Source organism: Candidatus Eisenbacteria bacterium (assembly GCA_030017955.1).
Lineage (GTDB): Bacteria > Eisenbacteria > RBG-16-71-46 > JASEGR01 > JASEGR01 > JASEGR01.
The window spans coordinates 1-24,900 of the sequence record JASEGR010000045.1 but is presented as its reverse complement, the minus strand read 5'-3'; the positions used below and the strand labels follow the sequence as shown (position 1 = coordinate 24,900).

The window sequence follows — 24,900 nt, the reverse complement described above, 5'->3', positions numbered from 1 at the left end:
TGAGGGGGTCGGCCACGACCCCCTCATACCCCCTGGCAGTGTGCCTCATGAAACGCCCTGCATTTCGTAAAGTCATTTCTGGGACGGCACACTAGCACGTCTCAGCCTGAGTGAGTTTGTCACGACCGAGACCGAGCTGAAGGCCATTGCCAGCGAGGCAATCATAGGATTAAGAACGACTCCGTTAAGTGGGTAGAGCACACCGGCGGCGATTGGAATCCCGGCCAGGTTGTAGATAGACGCCCAGAACAGATTTTGCTTGATCGTATTCATCGTTGCTTTGGAGAGTTTTACAGCAGACGGAACGCCCATGAGGTCATCCGATATGAGTGTTATGTCTGAACTCTCCACTGCAACGTCCGTCCCGGTCCCGATGGCTATTCCGACATCTGCCTGAGCAAGAGCCGGAGCATCGTTTATCCCATCGCCAACCATTGCAACCTTCCTGCCTTGAGCCTGCAGTCTTCGAATCTCCGACGCCTTTTCGTGCGGCAGGACTTCAGAAAGTACGTTCTTGATCCCGATTTTCTCTGCGACGGCCCGTGCAGTCCTCTTCAAGTCTCCGGTAAGCATGATGACTTCGATTCCCATCCTGGCAAGTTCACCTACTGCTTCCCGGGCACGGGGTTTGGGCTCATCCCTGGCGGCAATGATGCCAAGCGGTCTTCCGTTTGAGGAGAGAAACATGACTGTCTTTCCTTCATCGGAGAGGGTCTCCCCCTTCCGCACAAGTCCGCCAAGGAAAACGTTGATCTCGCTCATGTACCTTAGATTTCCCAGATAGACGTCTTTCCCGCCGACTCTTCCTTTTATGCCTTTTCCCGGAACCGCCTGGAACTCTTCTGGAAACAACACCTGTGATCCGTCCGCACCCAACTTTTCTATGATTGCTTCAGCCAGCGGATGCTCAGAGCTTTTTTCAAGCGACGCAGCGATCAGAAGAAGCTCGTTCTCGGAGGTTCCCTTCTCGGGTATGACATCCGTGACCACCGGCTTCCCTCTTGTAAGAGTGCCGGTCTTATCGAAAACGACGACATTGAGCTTCCCAGCAGATTCAAGAATCTCCCCGCCGCGGATGAGCACGCCGTTCTCCGCGCCTTTTCCGGTTCCGACCATGATTGCAGTCGGAGTCGCAAGTCCAAGAGCACACGGGCAGGCAATGATCAGAACAGCAACGAAATTAAGGAGCGCAAAGTTGAAAGGATCGTGGTCAACCGAAACCAGCCTGGGAGCGAGGAAAAACCAGAAGAGGAAGGTGGCAAATGCGATTATCATGACGATGGGAACAAAAACGCCTGCAACCCTGTCGGCAAGTCTCTGGACCGGCGCTTTGGACCCTTGAGCTTCTTCAACGAGTCTGATGATTTGCGAAAGTGCAGTCCCTTTGCCGACCTTCGTCGCTTCGAATCTGAAGCTCCCGGTCTTGTTCAGCGTTCCCCCGATTACTTCATCGCCGATTCCCTTCTCCACCGGGACACTCTCACCGGTAAGCATCGATTCATCGACGAGCGAGTGCCCATTTCTGACGATTCCATCAACCGGGATCTTCTCGCCCGGCCTGACCACGGCAACGTCTCCAACTTGGACATCGTCAATCTCAACCTCAACTTCTCGCCCCTCCTTGAGAATGACTGCTGTTTTGGGAGAAAGCCCGACAAGTTTCCTGATGGCCTCTGAAGTTTTCCCTTTTGCCCGTGCTTCGAGAACTCTCCCGAGAAGAATTAGAATTATTATGACCGCAGCAGTATCGTAGTAGGGCTCTGCGGGAATTCCTGTCCCCGAGAAGAACTTGGGGAAAAATGTCACGGCAACGCTGTAGAGGTAAGCTGCCGAAGTACCGATTGCCACAAGAGCGTTCATATCAACGCTTCTGTGCCTCAGACCTTTGAAAAACCCTACATAGAACTGGGAACCCGCCCAGAACTGAACGGGAGTGGTGAGGAGAAAGAGAAGCAGATGGCGTACTGCCGGATTGACGTCCCTCAGAAGCGGAATCGCGCCTCCAAAGCTTCCCAGAAGAATGAAGACGGTGAGAATACCGCCGAAAGTGAGCTTTCTCATGAGCAGGCTGAGCTCACGCGTTCTTTCTTCGAGCTCTCTGTCCTTGAGCTCTTCAGCTCCGCTTGTGAGAATCGGCTCGTAGCCGCTGTCTCGAATCACCTGCGCCAGTTCCTGGGGGGAGACAACCCCCGGAACAAACTCGATAATTGTCTCCTCTATGGCAAGATTTGCGGTCGCTTCTAGAACCCCATCCTTCTTACGCAGGGATTTCTCGAGCCTCTCGACGCATGAAGCGCAGTGCATTCCTTTGACCGGAATCGCGATTTTTTCAGATCCCAATTCATATCCGGCTCGTTCAACGGCCTTCCCAATCTCGGCGATTGATGCTTTGCTTTCTTCAAAACTTACAGTCACGTTTTCTCTCAGGAGATTTGCGGAGACCTCGAAGACACCCGCGAGTTTCCTTATGGCACCTTCAACCCTCGCGATGCAAGCAGCACAATGCATGCCTCTTACGGGGAGATCGACTTTCCTTACCTTGCCCGGCATGGCCACTGCATTCTCCTTTCGTTTGAGCATCTAGTGTGCCGTCCCAGAAATAACTTGACGAAATGCAGGGCCTTTCATAAGGCACACTGGAAAGCGGCTTGAGGATACATCAGTTCCTCGAGGCGGTAAAGAATCAAGGGGGTTCCGACGAAACCCTCTCCCCCACGGGGAGAGGGCAGGGGTGAGGGGCAGTGCTCGATGGTTCCCCTGAATCCTCTCCCCTGTGGGGAGAGGGGGCCTCCGCATGAGATGAAGACATGTTGCACGTGCCCGACGCACTAATTGCGGCAGATGTTTGACACGGTTGTTCCCAAGAGCAGATAATCGGCACACTGGCCAACTCGCTCGGCAGGATTAACAGAAAAACCAGCAGGAGACGCGAATGTCTGTTCTCAAAAAGGACACACGACTCAAATTCCCACATCTTCTCTTGATTGATGCGTCTGCCGGCTCAGGAAAAACGCATACGCTGGCGCAGAGGTTTGTGCAGTTTCTCCTGTCCGGCAATGTCCCCCACAATGAACTCTCCAATATCCTGGCAATAACTTTCACCAATAACGCAGCTAGAGAGATGAAGGAGAGAATAATCCACTGGCTGAAGCTTCTTGCCCTGAACAGCGATTGTGAAGAGAGGGAGCAGATGTGCGAAATTCTTGAGATGAGCCCGGAAGAGATTTCCCGCAGAGCCGGGCTCGCAATCGAGAAAGTTCTGGACGGATATTCCGACTTCCATGTCCAAACGATTGACAGTTTCATGAACAGGATCCTCAGAGCTTCGGCGTGGGAGCTCGGATTGCCGCCCGAGGTCCAGGTGACTCTTTCGCAGGACATGCTCATCGAAATGGCTCTCGAGCTCATGTTCAGAGAGGTGGCGGAAGGGAAGGAAGAAGTAAGTGAAGTGACGAAGAGGATGGAAGTGTTTCTCGATCTTCTCAATGAAGGCTACTCGAAAAGCTACAGATGGAACCCGTGGTTTGACATGAGAAAGAAGTTTACTGGCCTGCTGGAAGAAGAATTGAGAAACATGGGCGATGTGGTATTTGATGACCAGTGGGAGAAGGTTAACGGATATTTTGAGCAGATAAGAACAGTGTTTGAGATGATCGGGAAGCACATTGAGACTTTTCCGCCGCACAAGAGGAATTACGCGAGCTTCGCAGAAGGACTGGCTCACAAGAATCATGTGTACCTAATAGCCAGGCCCTACTCGGGAGATCCTCCGACATCAGGCAAGAAAGCGAATCCGGAGTTGTATGACAGATTGAAAGCGGAATGGAACAGACTTGCGGAGATCATACCCGGCTATTTGGAGAGTCTGTCCGTATCCAAGTACTCCCATTACGGACCTGTGTATGAGAGTTTCGGGAAGCATCTCGGGGACGTGAAGAAGGAGCTGGGCACAATTCACATCGGGGACATCAACAGGGAGCTGAACAACTTCATCAACAGGGGAGGTCTCGAGGTAGTCCCGGAAGTGTACTACTCGCTGGGTGATACATTGTGCCACTTCCTCATGGATGAGTTCCAGGATACTGCCCCGGTGCAGTGGGGAAATATCCGGCCGCTTGTGGAGGAATCGCTTTCGAAGGGTGGGACCTTTTTCGCAGTCGGAGATCTCAAGCAGGCGATATTCCTGTTCAGGGATGCAGACTACAAGATAATGCTGGCGATGATGCAGGGCATAAGGTCAGGAAGTCCGGAAGGGGACCCGCTGGTCCAAATCGTCTGGCCGAACGCGTCAGTTGAACCGCTGGAGACGAACTACCGCAGCGGCGGGATCATCCTCGAGTACGTGAACGAGGTTTTCAAGAAGAGACTGGCATCGATACCTGAGATTCTTGGCGAAGACAGAACCGGGCTTACGACATATGAGCAGATCCCCAAAGAGAAGAAGGTGAATTTTGGGCGCGTACAGGTGAGGATATTGGGACCGAAAGACAAGGACGACGAGGACGCACCGGAGGAACCCGAGAAGGCGGTACTCAAGGAGATAGTCGAAGACGTACTGAAGAGGTACACATTCGGCGACATCGCGGTACTGACGCAGAAGAATGATGACGTTGAGAGGATCGTGTCGTGGCTCAACGAATGGAACTATCCTTCTGCGTCATACAGCTCCCTTGATGTGAAGAAGAGAAAAGTAGTCATGGAACTTCTTTCCCTCCTCAAGTTCCTGGATTCCCCGGTGGATGATTTGTCGTTTGCAGTCTTCATATGTGGCAACGTGTTCCTCCCAGCTGCAAAACGCGAAGGCGTTACCCGCGATGAAATCTCGGCCTTCATCATGAGAAACCGGCAAACAGGCAATGACTACCTCTACAAGGGATTCATGGCGGATGCACAACTTGGAAAACTGTGGGGCGTTTTCTTCGAGGAGCCCTTCAACAATGTTGAATTCTATCCAATATATGATCTGGTTTCCCTGATTTTCAGGAAGTTCTCAATCTTTGAAAACTTTCCGCAGGAAACAAGTTCGCTTGTCAGATTCCTGGAATCGGTGATTGAGATGGAGAAGGCGGGAAAGAACAGCATAAGAGATTTCATTGAGACCGTTTCCGAGCGGCGCGGTTGGGACGAAGGTTCCATGGAGATGGCGCTGCCGGCTTTCATCAATTCGATACGGGTCATGACATTTCACAAGGCAAAAGGCCTCGGCTTCCCGGTTGTGATCAACATTCTGCGTGAGTGGAGAGGAGGCCGAGGTGCCGGATTCTTCTTTGACAAGCGCGGGAGCAAACTGATCACGCACTACATTGTGAAGGATTTCTGTGGAAAAGGATCGGACCATATCGACTCTCTCTTCGAGTCGAAACGAGAAGATGACAATATACAGAAACTGAACATGCTGTATGTCTGCAATACCAGGGCAGGGGATGAACTGTACTGCATAGTTGCCCCCAAGAAAGTCGAGAAATGCCTCGAACTTTTCGAAGAAGTTGAAGCCGGGAAACCGGCTGGAGGCAGAGAAGGACGAAAACCAGAGCCGGCTCCTGCGGAAGTGAGACTCCCATTGGTCGTGAAGAAGGAGTTCGGTCCTGGCTGGGACGCTGAACCATGGACCGAGAAGAGGTTTGCTGAGGCGCGGCACGGGGAATTCCTGCACGCCGTGCTTTCGGGAATAGAATTCATTGACCGCGATATCGAGAAGCAAATCCAGAGGTTGGTGAAGGACGCAATTTCATCCGGGATGGAGTGCGATGATCCTGAAAATGCCGCGCGCGTCATCTCGAATTTCGTGAACTCAGATGCGGTGAAGCCCTGGTTTGAGAGACTCCCTGGGCGGCGTGTGCACAGGGAGGTTGAATATGTAGATGAGGAAGGCAACGTACAGAGATTGGACAGACTTCTGGTTGATGCGGGGCAAGTCACCGCAATTGATTTCAAGTCGGGCACCGGCGACAAAGAGATTCAGAGCCATAGTGAACAGGTGCGTAGATATGTAGAAATGATCCGGCAGATCTATCCTGGGAGAAACGTTACCGGTTACCTTGCCTATGTAGATAGCGGAATGGCAAAGGAGATAATGTGAACAAACTTCTTGCGCCGGATACTGACCTGGTCAGATTTATTGCGGATATTCTCCTCGAAAACGGAGCGGCCCCTGGAGTTGAGAAGCTTCGGGCTCCTTCCAACGGAGAATCGACCGTAGGACCTCAAGGGGGCGGTGGAACTCGTGGAAGGGGTTCAGCTCTTAATTGGGAGCATCTTGCAGAGAATATCGTAGTCTTTCCAGGCAAGAGACCTTCTCATTTCCTGAGGAAATACATTGCGGACATCATCAAGGTGTCTTTCCGGCCGCCGGCCATTTTCTCCATGGACAGGTTCATCGATTTTGCCTACGAAAGACTCTTCGCACCTCCCGACAGGAAGATAGAGTCAATGGATGCGGCCAACATCCTCTATACGATTCCTGGGGTGGCGTCCAAGTATGGAAATGGAGGTCCCTGGGATCTGCCGCTTGACAAATTTCTCCCCTGGGCGACGAAGATCTTCTCTGATTTTGAAGAGATGCACATTGAAAAAGTAAGCCCGTCCAGCCTTCAGAAAATTGAGGCGATTGCTCAGGAAAGACTGCCCGAGGGAATCCAAAAGCGGCTTGTGTACTTGTCGAGGATATACTCAGCTTTCTACGATTACCTTAGAAGCAGCGGTTTCTCTACAAGATCAACAAGGTACAGGAGCATTGCTGAGAAAATTTCAGAGCTTGATACCGCCGAATACAAATCAATACTCTTCGCAGGCTTTTTTGTCTTCACCAGGTCGGAGCAAGATATCCTGAGAGAACTGAAGAAAAGGAAGAACGTTGGGTTCATCTTCCAGAATGGACACGGGATTGATGAAACCATAAGAGACCTCGGGATAGAGATTGAAAGAGAAGAAGCTCGCGTGCACAAACCCAAGGTCTATTTCCACCGCTGCGTCGACACTCATTCAGAGGTTTTCGCTCTTAGTGACACCCTGGGCGCGAGAGACGAATTCAGTGAAAAAGATGTGATTGTTGCCCCCTTGCCCGAAACCGTATTTCCCGTCGTCGAGCATGCACTCCCAAACCTTGAGACCGAATACAACATCTCCATGGGGTACCCCTTGTCCCGCACGCCGATTTTCGCACTCATCCAGGCATTAGGCAAGGCGCTCGAGACGAGGACCCCGGACGGCAGGTACTTTGTCCCCAGTTACCTCAGTCTCGTGCTTCATCCGTACATCAAGAACATCCGCTTTGACGGGGCGAGCTATCCGACCAGAATCGTATTCCATTCAATTGAGGAATACCTTGGCAAGAAAAATATGAGATTCATAAAACTTGAAGAGGTCGAAAGGGGCACACAGGTTATTCGCGACTGCGTGGTCAAACTTGTGAAATCCGGCCTGTCTGGTGTGTCGGAGGAAAAAACGGCCGAACATATCGAGAGAATTCACACGATATTCTTCAGATCGTTTGACGCAATTGAGAACATCGGGGATTTCTGCGAAAAAGTTCTCGCCTGCGTATCTTTTGTGTCCGAGAACAGCTCGGCAAACAGGCACCCCTACTCGGCACAATTCCTGAGAATAATGATCGAAGGACTCCACGAGCTCAAACTGTCTGGTATAGCCGGCGAAAAGATGGACAATGTCCTGGGTTATTTCAAGCTTCTCTCCGTGCACATTGGATCATTGAAATACCCATTTGAGGGCACACCAGTAGAGGGGCTGCAGGTACTCGGTCTCCTTGAGACACGCAATCTGAAGTTTGACACAGTGTACTTCCTTGATGCCAACGAGGGCGTCATTCCAGATACGAGAAAAGAGGACACGATACTGCCATACGCACTCAGGCGAAATCTCGGGTTGCCAACCCACGAGGAGAGGGAAAGGATATCGCGTTACTATTTTGATTTGCTCACCTCTGCGGCAGAAGAAGTCCACATCTTCTACATCGAGGCTGCAGAGAAGGAGAAGAGCAGGTTTGTGGAGAGACTTGCATGGGAGGAACAGAAGGTGGCGGGGACAGTTGCAGATGTTCCGGACCTGAAAGACATCTTCTTCGGGGTCGATTTCAGCCAGACCGATCCTGCACCCGTCAAGAAGACCGCTGAGATGCTCAACGTCATCCGCGGCCTTAGGTTCTCGGCGAGCAGTCTGGATACGTACCTCTACTGCCCTCTGCAGTTCTACTATGAACGCATTCTCCGGCTGGGCGAGAAGGATAAGATCAGCGGAGAGGTGGAGCCAAAGGAAGTCGGAAGCAGGGTCCACGAGGTCTTGAGCAGGTTCTTCTCGAAGAGGACCGCGAGACCGCTTGTGATTAGACCGGACGATGAAGAAGAAATGAAGAATCTGGTGGATGAAGTCTGGAATGATAGTTACGGCACCGGGGCCAACGAAGGACTTCTCTATCTGATAAAACTGCAAGTCAAGAGACGAGTAAAGGATGTACTGGAATTCCATTCGCAGAGATACAAGAAGACAGTCATCATTGAATGTGAGGATCGGGGAAGAGATAGCGTGCGGGGCAAGCATCGGGGAGTGATTGAGATTCCGGGTGCGGGCGATGTCAAAGTTCTGGGATGGTTTGACAGGGTGGATAAGAGAGGAGATGAAATCGTCATTGTTGACTACAAGACGGGAAAGGATGCCAGGATTCCCAAGTCTGCAAAATTCACCGGCTCTCCGCGCGAGAAGTGGACGAAGACACTTGTATCGGTCCAGCTCCCCTTCTATGTCCTCCTGTACTTCATTAATAACCCCAACTTCCCACTGCATCGTGTGAACAGTTCCCAGATTCTCCTCGGAGGAAACCCGATAGATGAGAAGCTCCTCTTTGATGAGGAAACTGAGGGTGAGGCCAGAAAAGAGATCTTTCAGATCTACAGGGAAGCCATCCTCAGGCTTGTTGGTGAGATACTTGATCCCGGAACCGATTTCATTCCGACATCGGACCCGCAGAAAGTGTGTCCCGACTGCGCCTACACGGTTCTCTGCGGAACGCAGTGGATTACCAGGGGCGATTGGTGAGGTTGCTCGCGCACCTCGAGCCGGCGTTGGTAAGGAGTGCCGTGTGGTAGGTGGGCCTGGAGATGTCCTTGAACCGACTTTCTGAAAATCTCTGGACTCCCTTCTTGGACGAGGAAGCGATCCGAAAGGGACGAATTTGCGCTGTCTGAGGGCGAAGCCCGAGTTCGCAAATTCGAGCGAGCGAGTCCAAGAAGGATCGACATTTTCGGCAGGAGGGAAAGGGCATCTCAACGGGAAACGGGTAGCCGCGGCGTGGAACCACTTGACGAAATCTGGCAGGGTTGATAGCATTTCCTCCGTTATTTCTTTTCTCGTGCATTCGCAGGGCAGTTTTCCACAAAAGGAGGCAGTATGATTTTGAGAAGATGTATGACGGTGTTGATTTCCGCCTGTGTCCTTGCGCTCGTATCAAGTGTCCCGCCAATTTATGGGGCGGCGAAGAAGACGGCGACCAAGAAGGCCACAACCAAGCCGACTGCTCCAGATACCACCGCCGGCAAGGAACAAGTCGCTGTCCTGGAGACCAATATTGGCAGGATCGTTTTCAAGTTCTTCCCCAAGGAAGCTCCTGTCACGGTGAAGAGCTTCGAGAAGCTCGCAAAGAGCGGCTTTTATGATGGGTGCACATTCCACAGGGTCATCCCGGGATTTATGATTCAGGGAGGGGACCCGAATTCGAAAGATGACGACAGATCGAATGATGGTATGGGTGGACCGGGCTATACCGTCAAAGCTGAATTCAACTGGCACAAGCACACGAGGGGCGCCGTTTCCATGGCGAGGTCACAAGACCCAAACAGCGCCGGCAGCCAGTTCTTCATCGTCCAGAAGGATGCCTCGCATCTTGACAATCAATACACGATTTTCGGCGACGTGATTGAAGGGCTAGACATCGTTGACAAGATTGCCAACTTGAAGCGGGATGCAAGGGACAATCCCATCGAGAGGGTCGTGATGCAGAAGGTCTATGTTGAATGGAGGCCGAAGAAGTAAGGCGCCGCAAGAATACCAGCAGTCATCAGGTTTGGGGGGGAAGCGGAATACGGAAACCAGCTTCCCTCTTTTTTCCCTCTGTCATTCACCCGAAGATGGTGTGCGATATCGTTCCTTCCGGATCCGCTGCTTCGAATATGACGGCGTGAAGTTTTGAGGCAAAGCTTTGGCCTGGATTTACGCACAGTGTCCCTGCCAGTTTTTCTTTGTACCTCTTCGAGACATAAGGGGATTCATGTATGTGACCATGCAGGGAGAGTCTGGGCGAATGCTTTTCCAGGAATTCTCTTATGGACTGGGAGCCGACATGGGACTCCGGGCTGATCAGATCAAGCAGGGTCCCGTAAGGCGGAGAATGAGAAACAAAAATGAAATCATGCGGCTCAATTTCTCCTGAAATCTTGAGAAGGTCAGTCTCCAACTTTTCGTGCTTTCTTTCTTCGAGCGAAATCTCCTCGATCCCGTCTTCGGTGCTTCTCAGGCCAAAGAAATTCTCCTGACCAGTAAGCTTCTTGTCCCACTTCTCCCAATCTTTCAAGCGGAAAGGTGTGATCGGGACAAACGGATATCCTATGAGCAGTGTGCCGTCTGCCAGCACGTTCCCCTTTGCCTCGAGCAGCCGAAAGGATCTTCCTGCGTTTGACCGTAGAACATCCATGTTAACTCTCCAGTCGTCGTTTCCCATCATCAGGAAGACTTCAATGCCAGGAGCTGCCGCGGAGAATGCGTCAAGTCTCGGAACCAGAAAATCTGTCAGAAACTTCCTCTGTTTGAGAATCCCGTCAAGACCGTAGCCGTGGGGAGTAAGATCTCCGCCGATAATGATGGTCCGGGCGCCAGGGTTCTCTGCGAGAGAAAACAGCTCTTCATAGTGTTCCCTCTTGCCGTGAAGGTCAGCCGTGAAGATTATCTTGTCCGGCATAATGATCTTCTAGCTCGGCCAGTCGTTCACTTCGCTCGTTCCCATGAGGGACCAATCACGGTGTAGTATGTGAATACGGTCGCCAGGAGCAAGAGAGAGATTGCCACAACAGGAAGATAGGCAAGTCCCGAGCCGTCGGCGACAATGCCGCCAAGCAGCGCACCGGCTGCGACCGAGAATGAGAATGTCCCGTTCAGGATGCCCATTCCTCCCGTGCGTCTTCCTGTCCCGGAAAGTTCGGCGACGAGAGACGTGTTTGCCACGTTAATGAATGGGTACACCGGCAGCGTGTAATAGATGGACAGTAGGAGTGGATTGGTCGTGGAGCCCATGAGCGTGTACGAGAGAAGATATAGAACTACAGAGAGAAAGAGTGTTTTTCTCCCGCCTATCGAGTCGGCAAGTCTCCCGGCAATTGAGTAGAATATCATGCCGAAGATTGTTGACCCGCCGAGAGCAAACCAGAGAAGGTTCTGAGGGCCCCGGATGTATTCCGTGAAGTACATGGAATAGAGAGAAAAGAAAGCAAAGTTTCCAATCTGCGCAAGAAAGGTAACGACGCAGACCACAAGGATTTTTCTTGAGTTGTAAAGTACGGTCAAGTCCTCTCTTATTGACGACACAAGACCTGAATTGTGGGTCTTCTCTCGCGGGACGACTATGTCATCGAGGAAAAATGCGACCGCTGCCGCTGCGAAGACAGCAAGCCCGGCTCCGCCGAAGAGTATCCAACGTATGTGAGATGCCGCGTCAATCCGGTATAGCTTCCAGCAAGCGATGCTCGCGAGAAGCCAGCCGAAACTCTGGAAGGAGAAAAGATCGCCAATTGCTTTCCCTTTCTCGGATTCTCTCGAGAGAGTTATGTAGGATTGAGAAGTGGGCCTCAGTGCTCCATAGATCAGCGGAGTAAGAGCCACCACGATGATGACGGATTGGGAGTCGTTAACCAGACCAAGAAGCGTGAGGCAGATGGTGTACCCGATGAGGCCTACAATGAGGAATGGCTTAAGCCGTCTCTTCAGGTCTGAAAGACCTCCCCAGAAATTGTTGGCAAGAAAAGCAGAGATTGCAGGTATGGCAACAGAGCTGGCGATAACAATAAATCGTTTCTCTCCGAAAGCACTTCTCATGTTCAGAGGAATAAGGAACATGATAAGCGACATCGCCACCCCTTCGGTTAAAGACGAAAGATACAGAAGTGAATGCGGACGTGTCATAGAGGGAAATCATAAGAACCAACAGCAAGGAATGTCAACAACCTAGGCAGCAACAAGAAATACCCTCTCCCATACGAAAAAACACCCTGTCCCTTTCGGGGAGAGGGCAAGGGGTGAGGGGATTGATCAAGATTGAGCTTTTACCAGGCAACTACCGGTAGAAGGATTTCAGCCTCCCCCATGTCTTGCTCTCGGACTGACTCATGCCGGCTGCTTCGTCGCCTCACCACACCCAATCCTTGCATAGTAGTTCCGCCTGTTCCAGCACGGTTTGGGTCGCCTTTTCTTGTTTATCAGGTGGATAACCGTGTTTGCGGAGAACCCGCTTGACCATGGTTCGAAGTTTCGCTCGCGCTGACCTTGATGAGAACGGTCACCTTCTGCACCTCGTACCTCTTTGAATTGTTCTTCAATGAAACGCCGGATGTCTTCCTTGCCCGGGAGTTCAAGTTGGAAATTGGAGAGAACTCAGTTTCCGAATCTGACAGAAAAGGCGGTTTGCTTCACTTCCCATTGCCCGCCTCTCCTCTTCCCGCAACATCCAGGATGGAATTGCATCGGGGGCAGCGAAAATGCGTCGAATCAATTTCTTTGAAGCGCAACCCCGTATCTGTAAAGGGCCCGTCGGTCGACTCAATAGTGATCAAACGTCCGCCGCAGGCAACGTCCTCAGCCAGACCGCATCGAGTGCATTGAAGCAAATCTCGATCATTGGTGAAAATACCCAACTCTTTCGCTTTTTGAACGACGCCATGAAACTGCGCGATGAGGTTTGAGATATCGTCCGCAAGGCTGTTTACAGTTCGACGTTCTTGACGTTTCGTCTTACCTGCCATGGGAGTGCTCTCGAGTCCCGGGAGAAAGATCTCTGAGCCATTTTTGGAGCTCGATGTGCCCGAGAAGGTATGTGAAGACAAAGGCGGGGATTTGAAAAATCTTTCCCTTCCCCGTCGGCCCGTAGTCGGTCGTGTTCTTCGTGATGAGGAAGGCCCATTCCGGCGCCCTCTCTCTCCTGGCAAGCTCGACCAGTCCTTCTTTCTCTCCCAGCTCAGGGTTTTGCCGGTACTTTACTTCGCAAGCGAGGCAGCGTCCGTCTGGAAACATGGCGAGGAAATCCACTTCTTTTTCTCCCCGCGGACTTCGCCAATAGCCAAACCGTGGTCGCTCAGGATAATAGAAAGCATAGAGATGCTTGAACACACACGCCTCGATTTGCTGCCCCAGCTCAGCGTCGCTGCTGAAGAGCCCCTCACCGCGAAGAATTACCGCATTGCGCAGAGATGGGTCTGCCACGTATATCTTCTGTCTTGGCTTGAGCGATTTCTTGCCCTCCAGCTTGAATGGGTCAAGTCTATAGATCAGATGGGCAGCTTCCAGCCGCTGAAGATGATTTTCCACAGTCACTGCGGAGACGTTTTTCATCTCTTTGGCCAATGTGCTCTTTTCAACGATGCCGCCTGAATTAAAACAGAGGTACACAAAAATCTGGTCCAACTGCCCAAGATTCCTCGCGCCATAGAGATGTGCCATGTCCCTTTTCAGAGCTTTGTCGACGACATCCTCTCTCAGAAGCCTCTGTGTCATTCCCAACGACACATCCTCCGAGACAAAAGCAGGAAATCCTCCCTGTAGAAGGTACCGATTGAATTCGCGTTGAAGCGGAAGGCACGCAGAGAGTATTAGCTCTCTCTTCTTGGGTTCCATGCGGACGAGGGAATCCAGCACAAGATCCAAAGGAAGAGCAGGCGGTGTCAATCCCCGCAGTTGAACATATTCATAAAACGAAAGCGTGGGCACGTGCACGGATGTCCATCTTCCCAGTCCTGACTCCTCGTACTTCGTGTCTCTGAGAAGTATTGCTGCTGAGCCTGTAGCCACGATTCGTGTCCGGGGACGTTCTCGTGCTATCGCCATCAGCGAACGGCTCCATCCGGTCGTGTAGTGAATCTCGTCCAGAAGGATCAACGTTCCTTCGTCAATTGCCTCGACGTTTCTTTCATAAAGCCCGAGGATCTCCGAAAGCGTTGCCTGGGTCAGGGTCAAGTCTTCAAAGGTCACGTAGAGTACTTTTCTTGGCGGATGACCCTCTGCGATGGCGTCCTGTGCCAGTTGGTGAAGGAGCACTGTCTTCCCGACACGCCGTGCACCGGATAAAACGACGGCTCGCTTGAGTTCGGGGTGACGCAGGAAGGTCTGGATTTCGTGAAACGCCAGTCGCCGGAACGGTGGCGCCAAGTCTTCCATTACCTTGCTGGTTTGCCACCAGTGATTTTGCCGCCGCAGAACGTCAAGGATTTGAGATTCGGAGATTAACATGTACGCTCCATACTATAGTTTTTCGACTCGTAAGTATATATCATACGATATTCTTTGTCAACCAACTCGATCTTGCCTGGCAAGCACTCGATCTTTAGGGAGAATCACTACCCCATGCAGCGGCATCAGTTAACCAGATCCTCGTCATCACGGAACTCCTCCTCGCAGGGGGGATATTGAATAGGGGCTGTCCCGATGCTTTCCAGTATCACGGGCCTCAAGTCCCGTTTCTCGGCATACTTGATTTCCTTCAGCTCTACGACAAAGCGCCATCCGTCCCCATAGTCATAGAGGAACAGCATCTTCTCTCCGACGTTCTTGAATGCCTGGCATATCTTCGTCTTCTTGACTCCCTTCGTTGTCGGGCGCAGAGGCTCTTCCCCGATATCAGGAAAGAGTTCGTATGACTTCTTCGAATCGTGGTATTTCTGAAAGTTATCGTAAAACCCAAAGCAGTGATCAAAGAAAAAGCCAAAAGCTCGCGTGATGACTTTGGCAAAGTTGTAGAGACTCTGTGTGTCAGCTATCTGAATTCTGCGCAGGATTTTCTCTTCCATTGGGCGGGCACGACCGGACTCGATCCAGACATCAAAAACATAGTATCTGAGATCCGTTGCCAACGCCGGAAGCAGACTGTTCAGTAAATCTACTTCATTCTTGGTGTCGGGAGGGATCAGCAAGCCTTCGACCTTGTCTTGCAACTTGTACCACTTTCGCTGTTTGTATTCAGATTCCTCGTGGTTCGCGCAGTGGGCAATGTATCCGGCTAAATCATCGAGCTCCCGATATGAGAATTCGATTCGATATTTGTCTGCTTCTTTCACCGCCCTCTTCAGGTTACGTTCGGCGCTCGCGCCAAAGAGGCACGATTCTTCAATCAATTTGAACTCGTTCCTGTCAATCAAGAACGAAATCTTCTTAGTTTTCCCGGTCATGGACAACTCCCCATCCTACCGCGGCTGGCGACCTCCGCAGGTCGCAGGCTGGCAGATAAAGCATATCTCACTCTCCAAAGCCCAACTTCTTCAGGTTGTCCCAGATTGCTGCGTCGAGTTTTGTAGCTTCCCGCTTCTGTTCTCTGAGTGTCGCGGTGAGCCGCTTCATCTTATCTTCGAATGGTTCGTCATCCTCCTGGGCGGCCTCTGCACCGACGTAGCGCCCCGGCGTGAGCACATGGCTGTGCTTGCGGATCTCTTCCAGCGTGGCGCTCTTGCAGAAGCCGGGAATGTCCCTGTATCCACCCTCACCGCTACCCTCTCCCCCTGAGGGAGAGGGAGAACGACGTCCACGCCAGGCATGGTAGGTGCCTGCGATGTTAGTGATGTTCTCCTTGGTCAATTCGCCGTGAGTGCGGTCAATCATCGTGCCCAACTTGCGGGTATCGATGAAGAGTACCCGCCCACGTCTGTCGCGAAACCCCTCACCCCCACCCTTTCCCCGCAAGCGAGGCGAGGTAGACTTCCCTGACTTATCGCGGGCGATGAACCACAGACAGGCCGGGATCTGAGTGTTGTAGAAAAGCTGTCCGGGCAGGGCGATCATGCAGTCCACAAGGTCGGCTTCGATTACGGCTTTGCGGATTTCGCCTTCGCCGGATTGGCTGGAGGACATGCTCCCGTTGGCGAGCACGAATCCGGCAAGACCTGTTGGGCTCAAGTGGTGGATGAAGTGTTGCACCCAAGCGAAATTGGCATTGCCCGTGGGCGGGACGCCGAACTTCCAGCGTTTGTCTTCGCGCAGGCGCTCGCCGCCCCAGTTGCTATCGTTGAAGAATGGGTTTGCCAGAACGTAATCGGCCTTGAGGTCCGGGTGCAGGTCGCGGTGGAAGCTGTCGCCGTGCTCCGGGCCGAGGTTTGCGTCAATGCCCCGGATGGCAAGGTTCATCTTGGCCAGCCGCCACGTGGTGGAATTCGACTCCTGGCCGTAGATGCTGATGTCCCCCACCCTGCCGCCGTGTTCCTTGATGAACTTTTCGCTCTGGACAAACATCCCACCGGAGCCGCAGCACGGGTCATAGACGCGTCCCTTGTAAGGCGTGAGCATCTCGACCAACACACCGACAACGCATCGTGGCGTGTAAAACTGGCCGCCTTTCTTGCCCTCGGCGCTTGCAAACTGTCCAAGGAAGTATTCGTAGACGCGACCGAGGATATCCTTTGAGCGGTTCTCGGCGTCGCCGAGGCCTATGGTGCCGACGAGGTCGATGAGCTCGCCGAGGCGCTGCTTGTCGAGGGCGGGACGGGCGTAGTCTCTTGGAAGTACCCCCCTAAGATTTTTGTTATCGCGCTCGATGGCGACCATCGCATCATCAATGAGCTTACCGATTGCGGGTTGCTTGGCGTTGGCCTGGAGATACGACCAGCGGGCTTCCTTTGGCACCCAAAAGATGGTGAAAGCACGGTACTCATCCGGGTCTTCTGGATTGGCCCCGAGCTTCTTTTCACTGACGAGCTTGCTGCGGTGTTCCTCGAATGCGTCTGAAATGTACTTCAGAAAGATGAGTCCGAGAACAACATGCTTATACTCGGCAGCGTCCATGTTGCTGCGCAGTTTGTCTGCAGCCTGCCAGAGTCTTTCCTCAAACCCGAGATTGGCCCCGTTGTTCTTTCTGAAAAGACCTGTTCGACTCTTGGTCATCGACCTTATCGCTTACCTTTCCCGAACGACAAGCATCAGTCTGTGCTTTGCCTCATCCGTAGTGATTGAAACGTTCCCAAGCGGTTCACTGGCATACTCGTTTGTAGCTAGATCAAAAAGACGAACATAATGAGGAGTACACTCTTCGACCCTACACTCATGAGAGGCACGGTACTTTTCGCTAAGCGGTTTTGTAGAACCCAGCTTTTTGCCCCTGGTAACTACCGTTACTGTTCTGCCTTTCCACCTCAGAATCTCCTCCTGTGGTGTGCTCGAACGCCCGTCGGGGATTGGTCTAGCGGACACTTGCTCGTTGAACAGGAGCACATCAAGTTCATGGATCGTCATAAAAGCGTCTGTGATCAATCTGTGCCTGTCGGTTGGGGAGGCTGGTCCGAGAAAAGTTGCCACCCAGGCGGGGCCATTCGACTCGCGCGTGGAAAATGCGGTGTGAATCCTTGCGATGGCCTCTTTGACGAGTGGTTCAGAAAGACAGGGTCTCAGGGCGGTCGCCACGTCTCGCGGACCTTGTTTGTAATGAGCGACCACTGCATAAATATCGTAGGCATCCTTCTCTCGATAGCGTTCCCCGAGAACAATTCCTTTCATGGTGAGACAACCAACAACATCGGCAATCGTTATGGGTACGGTGATTTCGCCTCCTCCAGGCAGAGTGCCCGACAGGTCAAAGGTTGTCATGTGTTGAAATGCCGTTTCGCATCCTCTCGTCTTGCGTGCCAGAAGGCCATCTTGAACTGGAAGGTGACGATGCTCACCTGGTCTTGGGTCATCCCAGTGCGTCAGGAAATCAACTCTGATTGTGTACGACTTTCTATCAATCGGAGAAACAATTGTCCGGTCAAAGCTGTTCGGAATTCGATCTCCAAGTCGATCAGGTGCCGGCTCGTAGCCTCTTTCTCTCAAGAGCTGAACAATTGTTGCGTATTGAGACTCGCTTAGTTGTGCTGGATCCACTGCCAGATCAATGTCAATGGAACCGACGTGGACAAAAGAATCGCCTGGGGGACGATGTTCCTCCAAAAGGAAGTAAGGTACCCAACCACCTACCAATACTAAGGCGTCATGGTACGCACGAAGTGCCGTCATTATTTCCAAGAGGGCGCTTTTCGAGGCGGCGGTAATTCCGGTACTATACACCTGTGTGGTTCGCTCGGGACGCATATCAAAAACCCAACTTCTCTTTCCGAAGGAACTCAGCTTGTTCTCTTCCCCTGCCCGGATCACCGTAAAGATCCAGGTAGAGTTGCACGTTCCCGACCAATGCAATACTGTTCACGGATTGAGTTCGATAAAACACCCCAACATCGTAGGGGACTAGCAGAATCACATTCGGCCCAGCCTCTGCAGGTCGGAGGTCCAATGCTTTAACCCATGTATCGATAGTTGCTGCGCCATCCACATACCATGCAACAGTCCCGATGCCACGTACAAATGGAGCCACAAGAAATGCTGCCGCAAAAGAGGTGACCGCGTACCGCCACTGCCGAGGATCGGCAGTGGCCGCCAAGCGGGCCATGAGCTGCTCTGGTTCACGCTCAAAACTATAGTAGGCCACCTGAGTATTCTTTGCGAGCGTGTATTGTTCACGCCAGGCATCCAATAACTTGCCAGCTTGGTTCGATTGGATGCGACCTTGAAATTTCACAACATAGTCCTCTCCCAGAAGGCGACGGCAGACATTGGACGTTTGGCCAAGGCTGACCTGTGCGGCTTGCGCCAACTCACCCACTTTCCAAGTACGCACGGGTTCTTCGAGGAGGGCTCGAAGAATGCGGCTTGAGACAGGTGTGAACAACGATGAGGGCCGCCCAGGCCGCGGGAACGGATTCTTGTCCACGATTCTTTCCAAATACAGATCTTCGAATTGAAGAAAACAGTTTCCGGCAAGGTCTAAGTAGCCGAATCCTTCTTCCCGACAGATTTCTCGAGCACGAGGCCCGAGGAAGGTTGAAGCTAGCACCGGATATGCATGTCTCTGGTTAGGAATAAGGGCTTTGAACTGCCGCAGCCCCTCCCTGATGCGACTCGGCGTGGCAGCCAGTTTGATTTCCACATAGATTCGCCGCCGTCGACCAAGCGGGGTCGATACATCAAGGACCAAGTCAACATCCAGTGGACCAATGCGCTGTTGGCGTCGGATGCGCGAGATCCTCAGCGAAGGCAAGAGGTTGGGCAATGTTTGCACAAGCTCGGCTTCAAACTTCGCAGCTCTCTCTTCAGGATTCTGCATGGAATATGTCGTTTTCATGGACAAGTGAAACTATCGTATAAAGTGAAAGTTTGTGTCAAGAGGCAAAAAGGGGCCTTTCCCTGCCTCACCCGACGAGGGTGATTTGTTTTGACCGATAGGCAAGACTCTGGTAAATGGGAGTCTGCAACTCTGCCCATGCACAAAGGTAGTTCCGCCGTTTGTAGTGGAGAAGCGGATGCAGTTTCCTAAACAGAGAAAGGAGAGTTTTGAGCATGAAAGCCAGGAGAATCTTTTCTGCGGTCGGCTTTCTCGTGCTGTTCACGTCCATCGGTATTCTTCCGTCTTTTGCTGAGACTCTTACCCCATTCCATCCGGGAGGGATCTACGACCCCGCTGTCCCGACTCCTCAGTCCTTCCTGGGCTATGAAGTTGCCGCGAAACCTGCGCACTGGGTAGAAGTGCAATCGTATTTCAAGGCGCTTGCAGCTTTTACAAGAAGAGTCCAGTTTGAGGAGTACGGAAAAACCTTTGAGGGTAGATCCCTTTTCTATCTCGTCATCAGTTCAGAAGAAAACATGCAGAGAATTGATGAGATAAAGAAATCTATCGGCAAGCTTTCCGACCCCAGGACAATCTCGGATTCACAAGCCGCATCGATTTCCGAGAACACGCCCTCCGTTGTATGGCTTGCTTACAGTGTCCATGGCGATGAGCTTTCGAGCACGGATGCGGCAATTCAAGTTGCCTACCAGCTTGCAGCGGGCATTGACTCGTTGACGAACGCTTTGAGACGGGAGCTGGTGGTGATCGTCAACCCTCTCCAGAACCCCGACGGAAGAGAGCGATTCCTCTCGCAGATTGAATCGTTCTCGAGCACATTTCCCAACCCGGACAATCAGAGTCTGGAACATGGGGGCTTCTGGCCATACGGAAGAGGAAACCATTATCTTTTTGACTTGAACAGAGACTGGTTCATCCTTGTCACGCCGGAAATCAGAGGGCAGGTGGCAGCCGTCAGAAAGTGGAATCCGCAATTGCTCGTTGATTCCCACGAGATGGGTGAATTTGGCTCATACCTCTTTTCTCCACCGAGAGAACCGTTCAATCCGAACATGACCGACAATTTGAAGAAGTGGTGGAAAGTTTTTGCAAAAGATCAGGCGAGAGCATTCGACCGCTACGGATGGAGCTACTACACAAGAGAATGGTCCGAACTCTGGTTTCCTGGATACGCGAGCTCATGGTCCTGCTATACCGGCGCAGTCGGAATTCTCTACGAGCAGGCTGGCGTCCAGGGCTCGCTTGTGAAGCGGCCCGACGGGAGCATTCTCACATACCGGGAAGCCGTCCATCATCACATTACGAGCTCAATTGCAAACCTCACAACCGCAGCAAAGAACAGAAAAGAGCTCCTGAAAGACTTCTACTCCGGGAAGAAGGCAGCTCTCGAGCTCAGCAAGGGTTCGTCTAAGGCCTACTGCATCGTTCCCGGAGAAAGCGAAACAAGGTCCTATGAGCTTGCGAAGACTCTGGCTTTCCAGGGAGTGGAGATTCAGGTTGCAAGTGACTCTTTTTCCGGCAGAGAAGTCCGGAGCTTCTGGGGAGAGAGATCAGGGGAGAAAACGTTTCCCAGGGGGAGCTTCATCATATTTCTCAATCAACCCTTGAGACCTCTTATCCAGGCCATACTCGATTTTGATCCCAGGATGAACGACTCGTTCCTGAAGCAAGAGAGGGCAGAGCTGGAGAAAAGGGGAGAGACAAAAATCTATGAGACTACTGCATGGTCACTGCCCATGGCCTACAATGTGGACTGCTACACGGTCGGCAGACTTGAGACAGTCAAAGCAACTCCATTCGTAGAGAAAGAGCCGTCCCCGGGCAGCGTTTTGAATGAAAACCCCGCATATGGATTTGTGTTTGATTGCTCCTCAGACAACGCTATCCATGCCGTCTCCGACTTTCTTGAGGAGGGCTGCAAGATTTGGGCTTCCGTTGAGCCCTTCAAAATCGAGGGAACCTCTTTTTCGAGGGGAAGCTTCCTCCTGAGAAGAAAGGACAACAAGGAATCGCTTGTCGAAATTGCAAAGACGGTGAGTGCGAAGACCAGAGTCAAGATTTCCGGCGTGAACACTGCTCTGTCAGACGAGGGGCCCGACCTCGGGGGTGACAGGTTCCGGCAGCTCGAGCTGCCGAGAATAGCCGTGCTTTCCGGGAATCCGGTTGACTTCACAAGCTACGGCGCGTTGTGGTATCTCCTCGACAGAGTTTATAAGGTCCGCTTCTCCTCACTTGATGCTGCAAGAATGAGGGAGTTCGACTTCGGGAAATATAACTGCATTATCCTTCCTTCGGTATGGGGAGGCCGGGCGGAATACACGAGGGCTCTTGGTGAAGCAGGCCTGAAGAAGCTGAAGGGATGGGTTGAGGATGGCGGAACGCTTATTGGACTCTCTTCAGCATCTGCATTTCTGGCAGATACGTCATCGAATTTCAGTAGGGTGCGGCTCCGCGAGCAGGCCCTCAGTGAGCTTGGCGATTTCGAGGAGGCATTGAAGAAGGAATTGAGAGGCGAGAAAGTAGAAATAGACAGTACTCTTGTCTGGGACTTTTCCAGGCCGGAAAAGGGTGAGGAAAAGAAGGAGGAGAAATCTGTCGAACCCAGGAAAGGCGATCTCGAGAAGCTCATTGAGGAAGATGAGAACTCAAGGCTCTTCATGCCCAGGGGAGCGATCATGAGAGTCAATCTTGACGGGGAACACTGGCTCTCCTCCGGAATGCCAAGGAGAGTCCCCGCAATTGTCTATTCATCAGAAGCATTTTTCTCAAAGAGGCCTATCGCGACAGTGGGACGTTTCGCGGAAAGCGACAGCTTGAGAGTTTCGGGATTGCTCTGGCCGGAGGCGAGAACTCGCTGGCAGAAAACTGCATACTTGACCAGAGAACCATTTGGCCGCGGACAAATAATTCTCTTCTCCGGTGAACCACATTTCAGAGCATACTTTCACGGTACAGAGAGGCTTCTCATGAATGCAATCTTTCTGGGACCCGGTATGGGCGCATACAGGAAAGTGCCATGGTGAAACATCCTTCGATGAGAGGAGTTCGAGAATGAAGGTCGCATTTGTTCAGACGAAGCCCGTCTTCGGAGAGAAAGCACGAAATCTGGAGAGTGCAGCGAAACTCATCGAGAAAACTGACTGTGACCTATTTGTTTTGCCTGAGCTCTTTGCAACCGGGTATTCGTTTTCGTCGAAGGAGGAAGTCAGGTGTCTATCTGAGAAGATTCCTCAGGGGGAGACGACCGCCTTTCTTTCGAAACTGGCGAAAGACAAAGTGGCCTACATAGTTTTTGGCATAGCCGAAAAGGCAGGTCCTGCATTCTACAATTCAGCAGTTCTTCTGTCCCCGAGAGGCTTTGTCGGATGCTATCGGAAAGTCCATCTCTTTCTGAATGAGAAGAAGCTGTTTCGTCCGGGAAACACAGGATTTCAAGTCTTCAACATTGGCCTTGCAAGGCTTGGCATCATCATTTGTTTCGACTGGCTCTTCCCGGAATCCATGAGAACCCTCGCACTAAAAGGAGCCGATGTCGTCTGCCATCCCGCAAACCTTGTCCTCCCATTCTGCCAGACCGCGATGTTGACAAGATGCCTGGAAAACAGAGTCTTTGCCGTCACTGCAAACAGGACTGGGACTGAGAAGCGGGCAGGAAAAACGCTCACGTTCACGGGCGGAAGTCAGATGGTAGACCCCTCCGGCACTCCCCTCATCAAAGCGGGAACAAAGAGAGAAGAAGTCGGCATTTTCGAAATCGATCCAACGGACTCCCGCGACAAGTGGTTCACCCCTGGCAACCACGTTTTGAAGGACAGAAGACCTGAGTTCTATGCGCGGTGAGGCGACTCGTTAATCCTCAAATGAACAATCGCCGCGATGGGACAGCCCATATCATAGGTTCCGACAACTTTCTTATTTCATCGCCCCGATAGACTACAAGCCCACCGAGCCATCTTTTCTTGAGGGCAGATGCGATTTCCTTCATTGCTCTGATGTCCGAGGGCACAACTGAATCTCGACTCTTTATTTCTATGCCAACAAAACCCTTTTCACTCTTCAATAGAAGGTCGAGCTCAAGGCGCGAGCGAGTTCTATAGAAAAACATGTCAACGTTCCTCTGAGCTGTTTTTATCCACTTGAATATCTCATTCACAACCATTGTTTCGTAAATCTCTCCGGAAAGCTCTCCTCTTTGGCCGCTCAACTGCCTCAGAAGCCCGACGTCAAGCAAGTAGAGTTTCGGTGTCTTGATCACTGAGCTCGTAATGTTCTTGTAATATGGCTGAAGAAGTGTGATCTGATAAGAAAGCCGAAGATATTCCATGTACCTGCGTGCGGTGTCAACGCTCACAGAGGCATCGCGGGCAAGCTCCGAATAGTTGAGCAACCTACCCGAGCGGAGAGCAGACAATCTTTGAAACTTGGTGAAAGGTTCGAGGTCGTCGAGTCTGGTAAGGTCTGACAGATCCCTCTCGAGGTAGGTGTATTCGTAATCTCTAAGCCATTTCCATCTCTCTTCACCTGATAGCGTAAGTAGCGCAGGCATACCGCCCCACCTGAGCATGTAGTCTTCGGCGTCATGTGCCCTGCTGTCCTCCTTGTCGAGAAACAGAGGAGGAGCCTTCCTCAGAACATCTTCAACGTTCTCTTCTGTCAACAACCTGTCAAGAAGCGGAGACTTGAGTTCTCTGGCATAGTCCTCGGCATGGATTTCGCTCATGAGCAGTGGCCACAGCTCAAATATCGCTACGCGACCAGCCAAGGATTCCCTTATCTTTTTCAACAGCAGGATTTGACTTGAACCCAAGATCAGGGAGAATGATATACCTTTGTCATCGTACGCATACTTGACCTTCTCAAATACAACGGGCTCCTTTTGCGCCTCGTCGAGAACGGCATTACCCACAGACGCTGCCCACGCTGGCGTCGAAATCTTTCTGAGCATCTCACGGTTCTCGGGTGCATCGAGGTTTACGTACCGCAGTTCGGGATACTTTGCCTTTGCGAGAGTGGTCTTCCCCGTCTGTCTTGCACCAGTCAACACAACCAAGCTTCTTTTTTTTGAAGAGGGAAGGAAAGATGATAGGAACCTAGCTTTCTGCATATTTTCGCTCATCATCGTATAATATACGGCAATATTTACGATTAGCCAAGATATTTCTTGCTTCCTCATCCAAAATTCTTTTCTGCGGTCAGCCTCAAGTAGATTGCAGTGAAATACACTGCAATCTCAGCAGATATTACCGGGGTTACCGCACTCGCCAGCAGGAATCTCTAGCTATCTGCTCTCTGTTTCCACCACTTACCCGGAGTAGAAGTCATGTGCTATTTTTACGTGTTCCCCACGCACGTCGGGATGAACCGCAGACAGTCTGGAAGCCGGAAGAATCCACGGACTATACTCGCGCAGGCTGACTGCCCGCAACAAGGTTCAAGTGAAGATGTGTTAGCAAAGGGAAAATGTCCCCGTTAACTGCAATGCTAAAATGTCCCCT

The 24,900-nt window shown here is 51.9% G+C and carries 15 protein-coding genes and 1 pseudogene; 5 read left to right on the top strand and 11 right to left on the bottom strand.

Annotation, left to right across the window (positions count from 1 at the left end):
• Positions 1–72: 72 nt before the first annotated feature.
• Positions 73–2,580 (bottom strand): heavy metal translocating P-type ATPase, encoded by a 2,508-nt coding sequence (locus QME66_08605; protein ID MDI6809025.1) that lies wholly within the window; start codon positions 2,578–2,580, stop codon positions 73–75.
• Between the two features lie 352 nt (positions 2,581–2,932).
• On the opposite strand from QME66_08605, the gene QME66_08600 reads away from it, so the two are divergent.
• From QME66_08600 to QME66_08590, 3 genes are all read left to right on the top strand, one after another.
• A complete protein-coding gene (locus QME66_08600; protein ID MDI6809024.1) occupies positions 2,933–6,079 on the top strand; it encodes a UvrD-helicase domain-containing protein in 3,147 nt (1,048 codons plus the stop codon).
• Positions 6,076–9,048 (top strand): PD-(D/E)XK nuclease family protein, encoded by a 2,973-nt coding sequence (locus QME66_08595; protein ID MDI6809023.1) that lies wholly within the window; start codon positions 6,076–6,078, stop codon positions 9,046–9,048. Before QME66_08600 ends, QME66_08595 begins: the two co-directional genes overlap by 4 nt.
• Before the next feature lie 516 nt (positions 9,049–9,564).
• Positions 9,565–10,041, top strand: a complete 477-nt coding sequence (locus QME66_08590) for a peptidylprolyl isomerase (protein MDI6809022.1) — start codon at positions 9,565–9,567, stop codon at positions 10,039–10,041.
• An 85-nt stretch (positions 10,042–10,126) separates the two neighbouring features.
• Here QME66_08590 and QME66_08585 read toward each other — a convergent pair whose 3' ends face one another.
• The 9 genes and pseudogenes from QME66_08585 to QME66_08545 all read right to left on the bottom strand — a co-directional run bounded on the left by QME66_08585 (position 10,127) and on the right by QME66_08545 (position 19,402).
• The gene (locus QME66_08585) at positions 10,127–10,963 is read right to left on the bottom strand and encodes a metallophosphoesterase (GenBank protein ID MDI6809021.1); all 837 of its coding nucleotides are present in this window, start codon (positions 10,961–10,963) and stop codon (positions 10,127–10,129) included.
• 26 nt (positions 10,964–10,989) lie between these two features.
• Positions 10,990–12,180: an MFS transporter gene (locus QME66_08580; protein MDI6809020.1), complete on the bottom strand. Its 1,191-nt coding sequence runs from the start codon at positions 12,178–12,180 to the stop codon at positions 10,990–10,992.
• A gap of 223 nt (positions 12,181–12,403) precedes the next feature.
• Positions 12,404–12,529, bottom strand: a pseudogene (locus tag QME66_08575) (DUF3387 domain-containing protein).
• A 154-nt stretch (positions 12,530–12,683) separates the two neighbouring features.
• Positions 12,684–13,016 carry a hypothetical protein gene (locus QME66_08570; GenBank protein ID MDI6809019.1) on the bottom strand — a complete coding sequence of 111 codons (333 nt, stop codon included), beginning with the start codon at positions 13,014–13,016 and terminating at the stop codon, positions 12,684–12,686.
• A complete protein-coding gene (locus tag QME66_08565; protein MDI6809018.1) occupies positions 13,006–14,496 on the bottom strand; it encodes an ATP-binding protein in 1,491 nt (496 codons plus the stop codon). The genes QME66_08570 and QME66_08565 overlap by 11 nt, the downstream gene beginning before the upstream one ends.
• A gap of 125 nt (positions 14,497–14,621) precedes the next feature.
• Positions 14,622–15,431, bottom strand: a complete 810-nt coding sequence (locus QME66_08560) for a hypothetical protein (protein MDI6809017.1) — start codon at positions 15,429–15,431, stop codon at positions 14,622–14,624.
• Positions 15,432–15,498: 67 nt separating this feature from the next.
• Positions 15,499–17,133 (bottom strand): class I SAM-dependent DNA methyltransferase, encoded by a 1,635-nt coding sequence (locus QME66_08555; protein MDI6809016.1) that lies wholly within the window; start codon positions 17,131–17,133, stop codon positions 15,499–15,501.
• Between the two features lie 12 nt (positions 17,134–17,145).
• The gene (locus QME66_08550; GenBank protein ID MDI6809015.1) at positions 17,146–18,315 is read right to left on the bottom strand and encodes a hypothetical protein; all 1,170 of its coding nucleotides are present in this window, start codon (positions 18,313–18,315) and stop codon (positions 17,146–17,148) included.
• 1 nt (position 18,316) lies between these two features.
• Positions 18,317–19,402, bottom strand: coding sequence for a type IV toxin-antitoxin system AbiEi family antitoxin (locus tag QME66_08545; protein ID MDI6809014.1), 1,086 nt, complete (start codon positions 19,400–19,402; stop codon positions 18,317–18,319).
• Positions 19,403–19,617: 215 nt separating this feature from the next.
• On the opposite strand from QME66_08545, the gene QME66_08540 reads away from it, so the two are divergent.
• Both QME66_08540 and QME66_08535 read left to right on the top strand, forming a co-directional pair.
• Positions 19,618–22,428, top strand: coding sequence for a M14 family metallopeptidase (locus tag QME66_08540; protein MDI6809013.1), 2,811 nt, complete (start codon positions 19,618–19,620; stop codon positions 22,426–22,428).
• Between the two features lie 28 nt (positions 22,429–22,456).
• A complete protein-coding gene (locus QME66_08535) occupies positions 22,457–23,245 on the top strand; it encodes a nitrilase-related carbon-nitrogen hydrolase (protein MDI6809012.1) in 789 nt (262 codons plus the stop codon).
• Between the two features lie 16 nt (positions 23,246–23,261).
• Here the strand turns inward: QME66_08535 and QME66_08530 are convergent, their stop codons facing one another.
• On the bottom strand, positions 23,262–24,449 hold the full coding sequence (locus QME66_08530) for an ATP-binding protein (GenBank protein ID MDI6809011.1): 1,188 nt from the start codon (positions 24,447–24,449) through the stop codon (positions 23,262–23,264).
• Between the last annotated feature and the right edge of the window lie 451 nt (positions 24,450–24,900).

Bases quoted from the DNA above. Each gene is read 5' to 3' on its own strand.
- QME66_08555 (MDI6809016.1), bottom strand. From the start codon at position 17,133: ATGACCAAGAGTCGAACAGGTCTTTTCAGAAAGAACAACGGGGCCAAT.
- QME66_08580 (MDI6809020.1), bottom strand. From the start codon at position 12,180: ATGACACGTCCGCATTCACTTCTGTATCTTTCGTCTTTAACCGAAGGG.
- QME66_08600 (MDI6809024.1), top strand. From the start codon at position 2,933: ATGTCTGTTCTCAAAAAGGACACACGACTCAAATTCCCACATCTTCTC.
- QME66_08550 (MDI6809015.1), bottom strand. From the start codon at position 18,315: ATGCGTCCCGAGCGAACCACACAGGTGTATAGTACCGGAATTACCGCC.
- QME66_08585 (MDI6809021.1), bottom strand. From the start codon at position 10,963: ATGCCGGACAAGATAATCTTCACGGCTGACCTTCACGGCAAGAGGGAA.
- QME66_08605 (MDI6809025.1), bottom strand. From the start codon at position 2,580: ATGCTCAAACGAAAGGAGAATGCAGTGGCCATGCCGGGCAAGGTAAGG.
- QME66_08570 (MDI6809019.1), bottom strand. From the start codon at position 13,016: ATGGCAGGTAAGACGAAACGTCAAGAACGTCGAACTGTAAACAGCCTT.
- QME66_08545 (MDI6809014.1), bottom strand. From the start codon at position 19,402: ATGAAAACGACATATTCCATGCAGAATCCTGAAGAGAGAGCTGCGAAG.
- QME66_08560 (MDI6809017.1), bottom strand. From the start codon at position 15,431: ATGACCGGGAAAACTAAGAAGATTTCGTTCTTGATTGACAGGAACGAG.
- QME66_08540 (MDI6809013.1), top strand. From the start codon at position 19,618: ATGAAAGCCAGGAGAATCTTTTCTGCGGTCGGCTTTCTCGTGCTGTTC.
- QME66_08565 (MDI6809018.1), bottom strand. From the start codon at position 14,496: ATGTTAATCTCCGAATCTCAAATCCTTGACGTTCTGCGGCGGCAAAAT.
- QME66_08535 (MDI6809012.1), top strand. From the start codon at position 22,457: ATGAAGGTCGCATTTGTTCAGACGAAGCCCGTCTTCGGAGAGAAAGCA.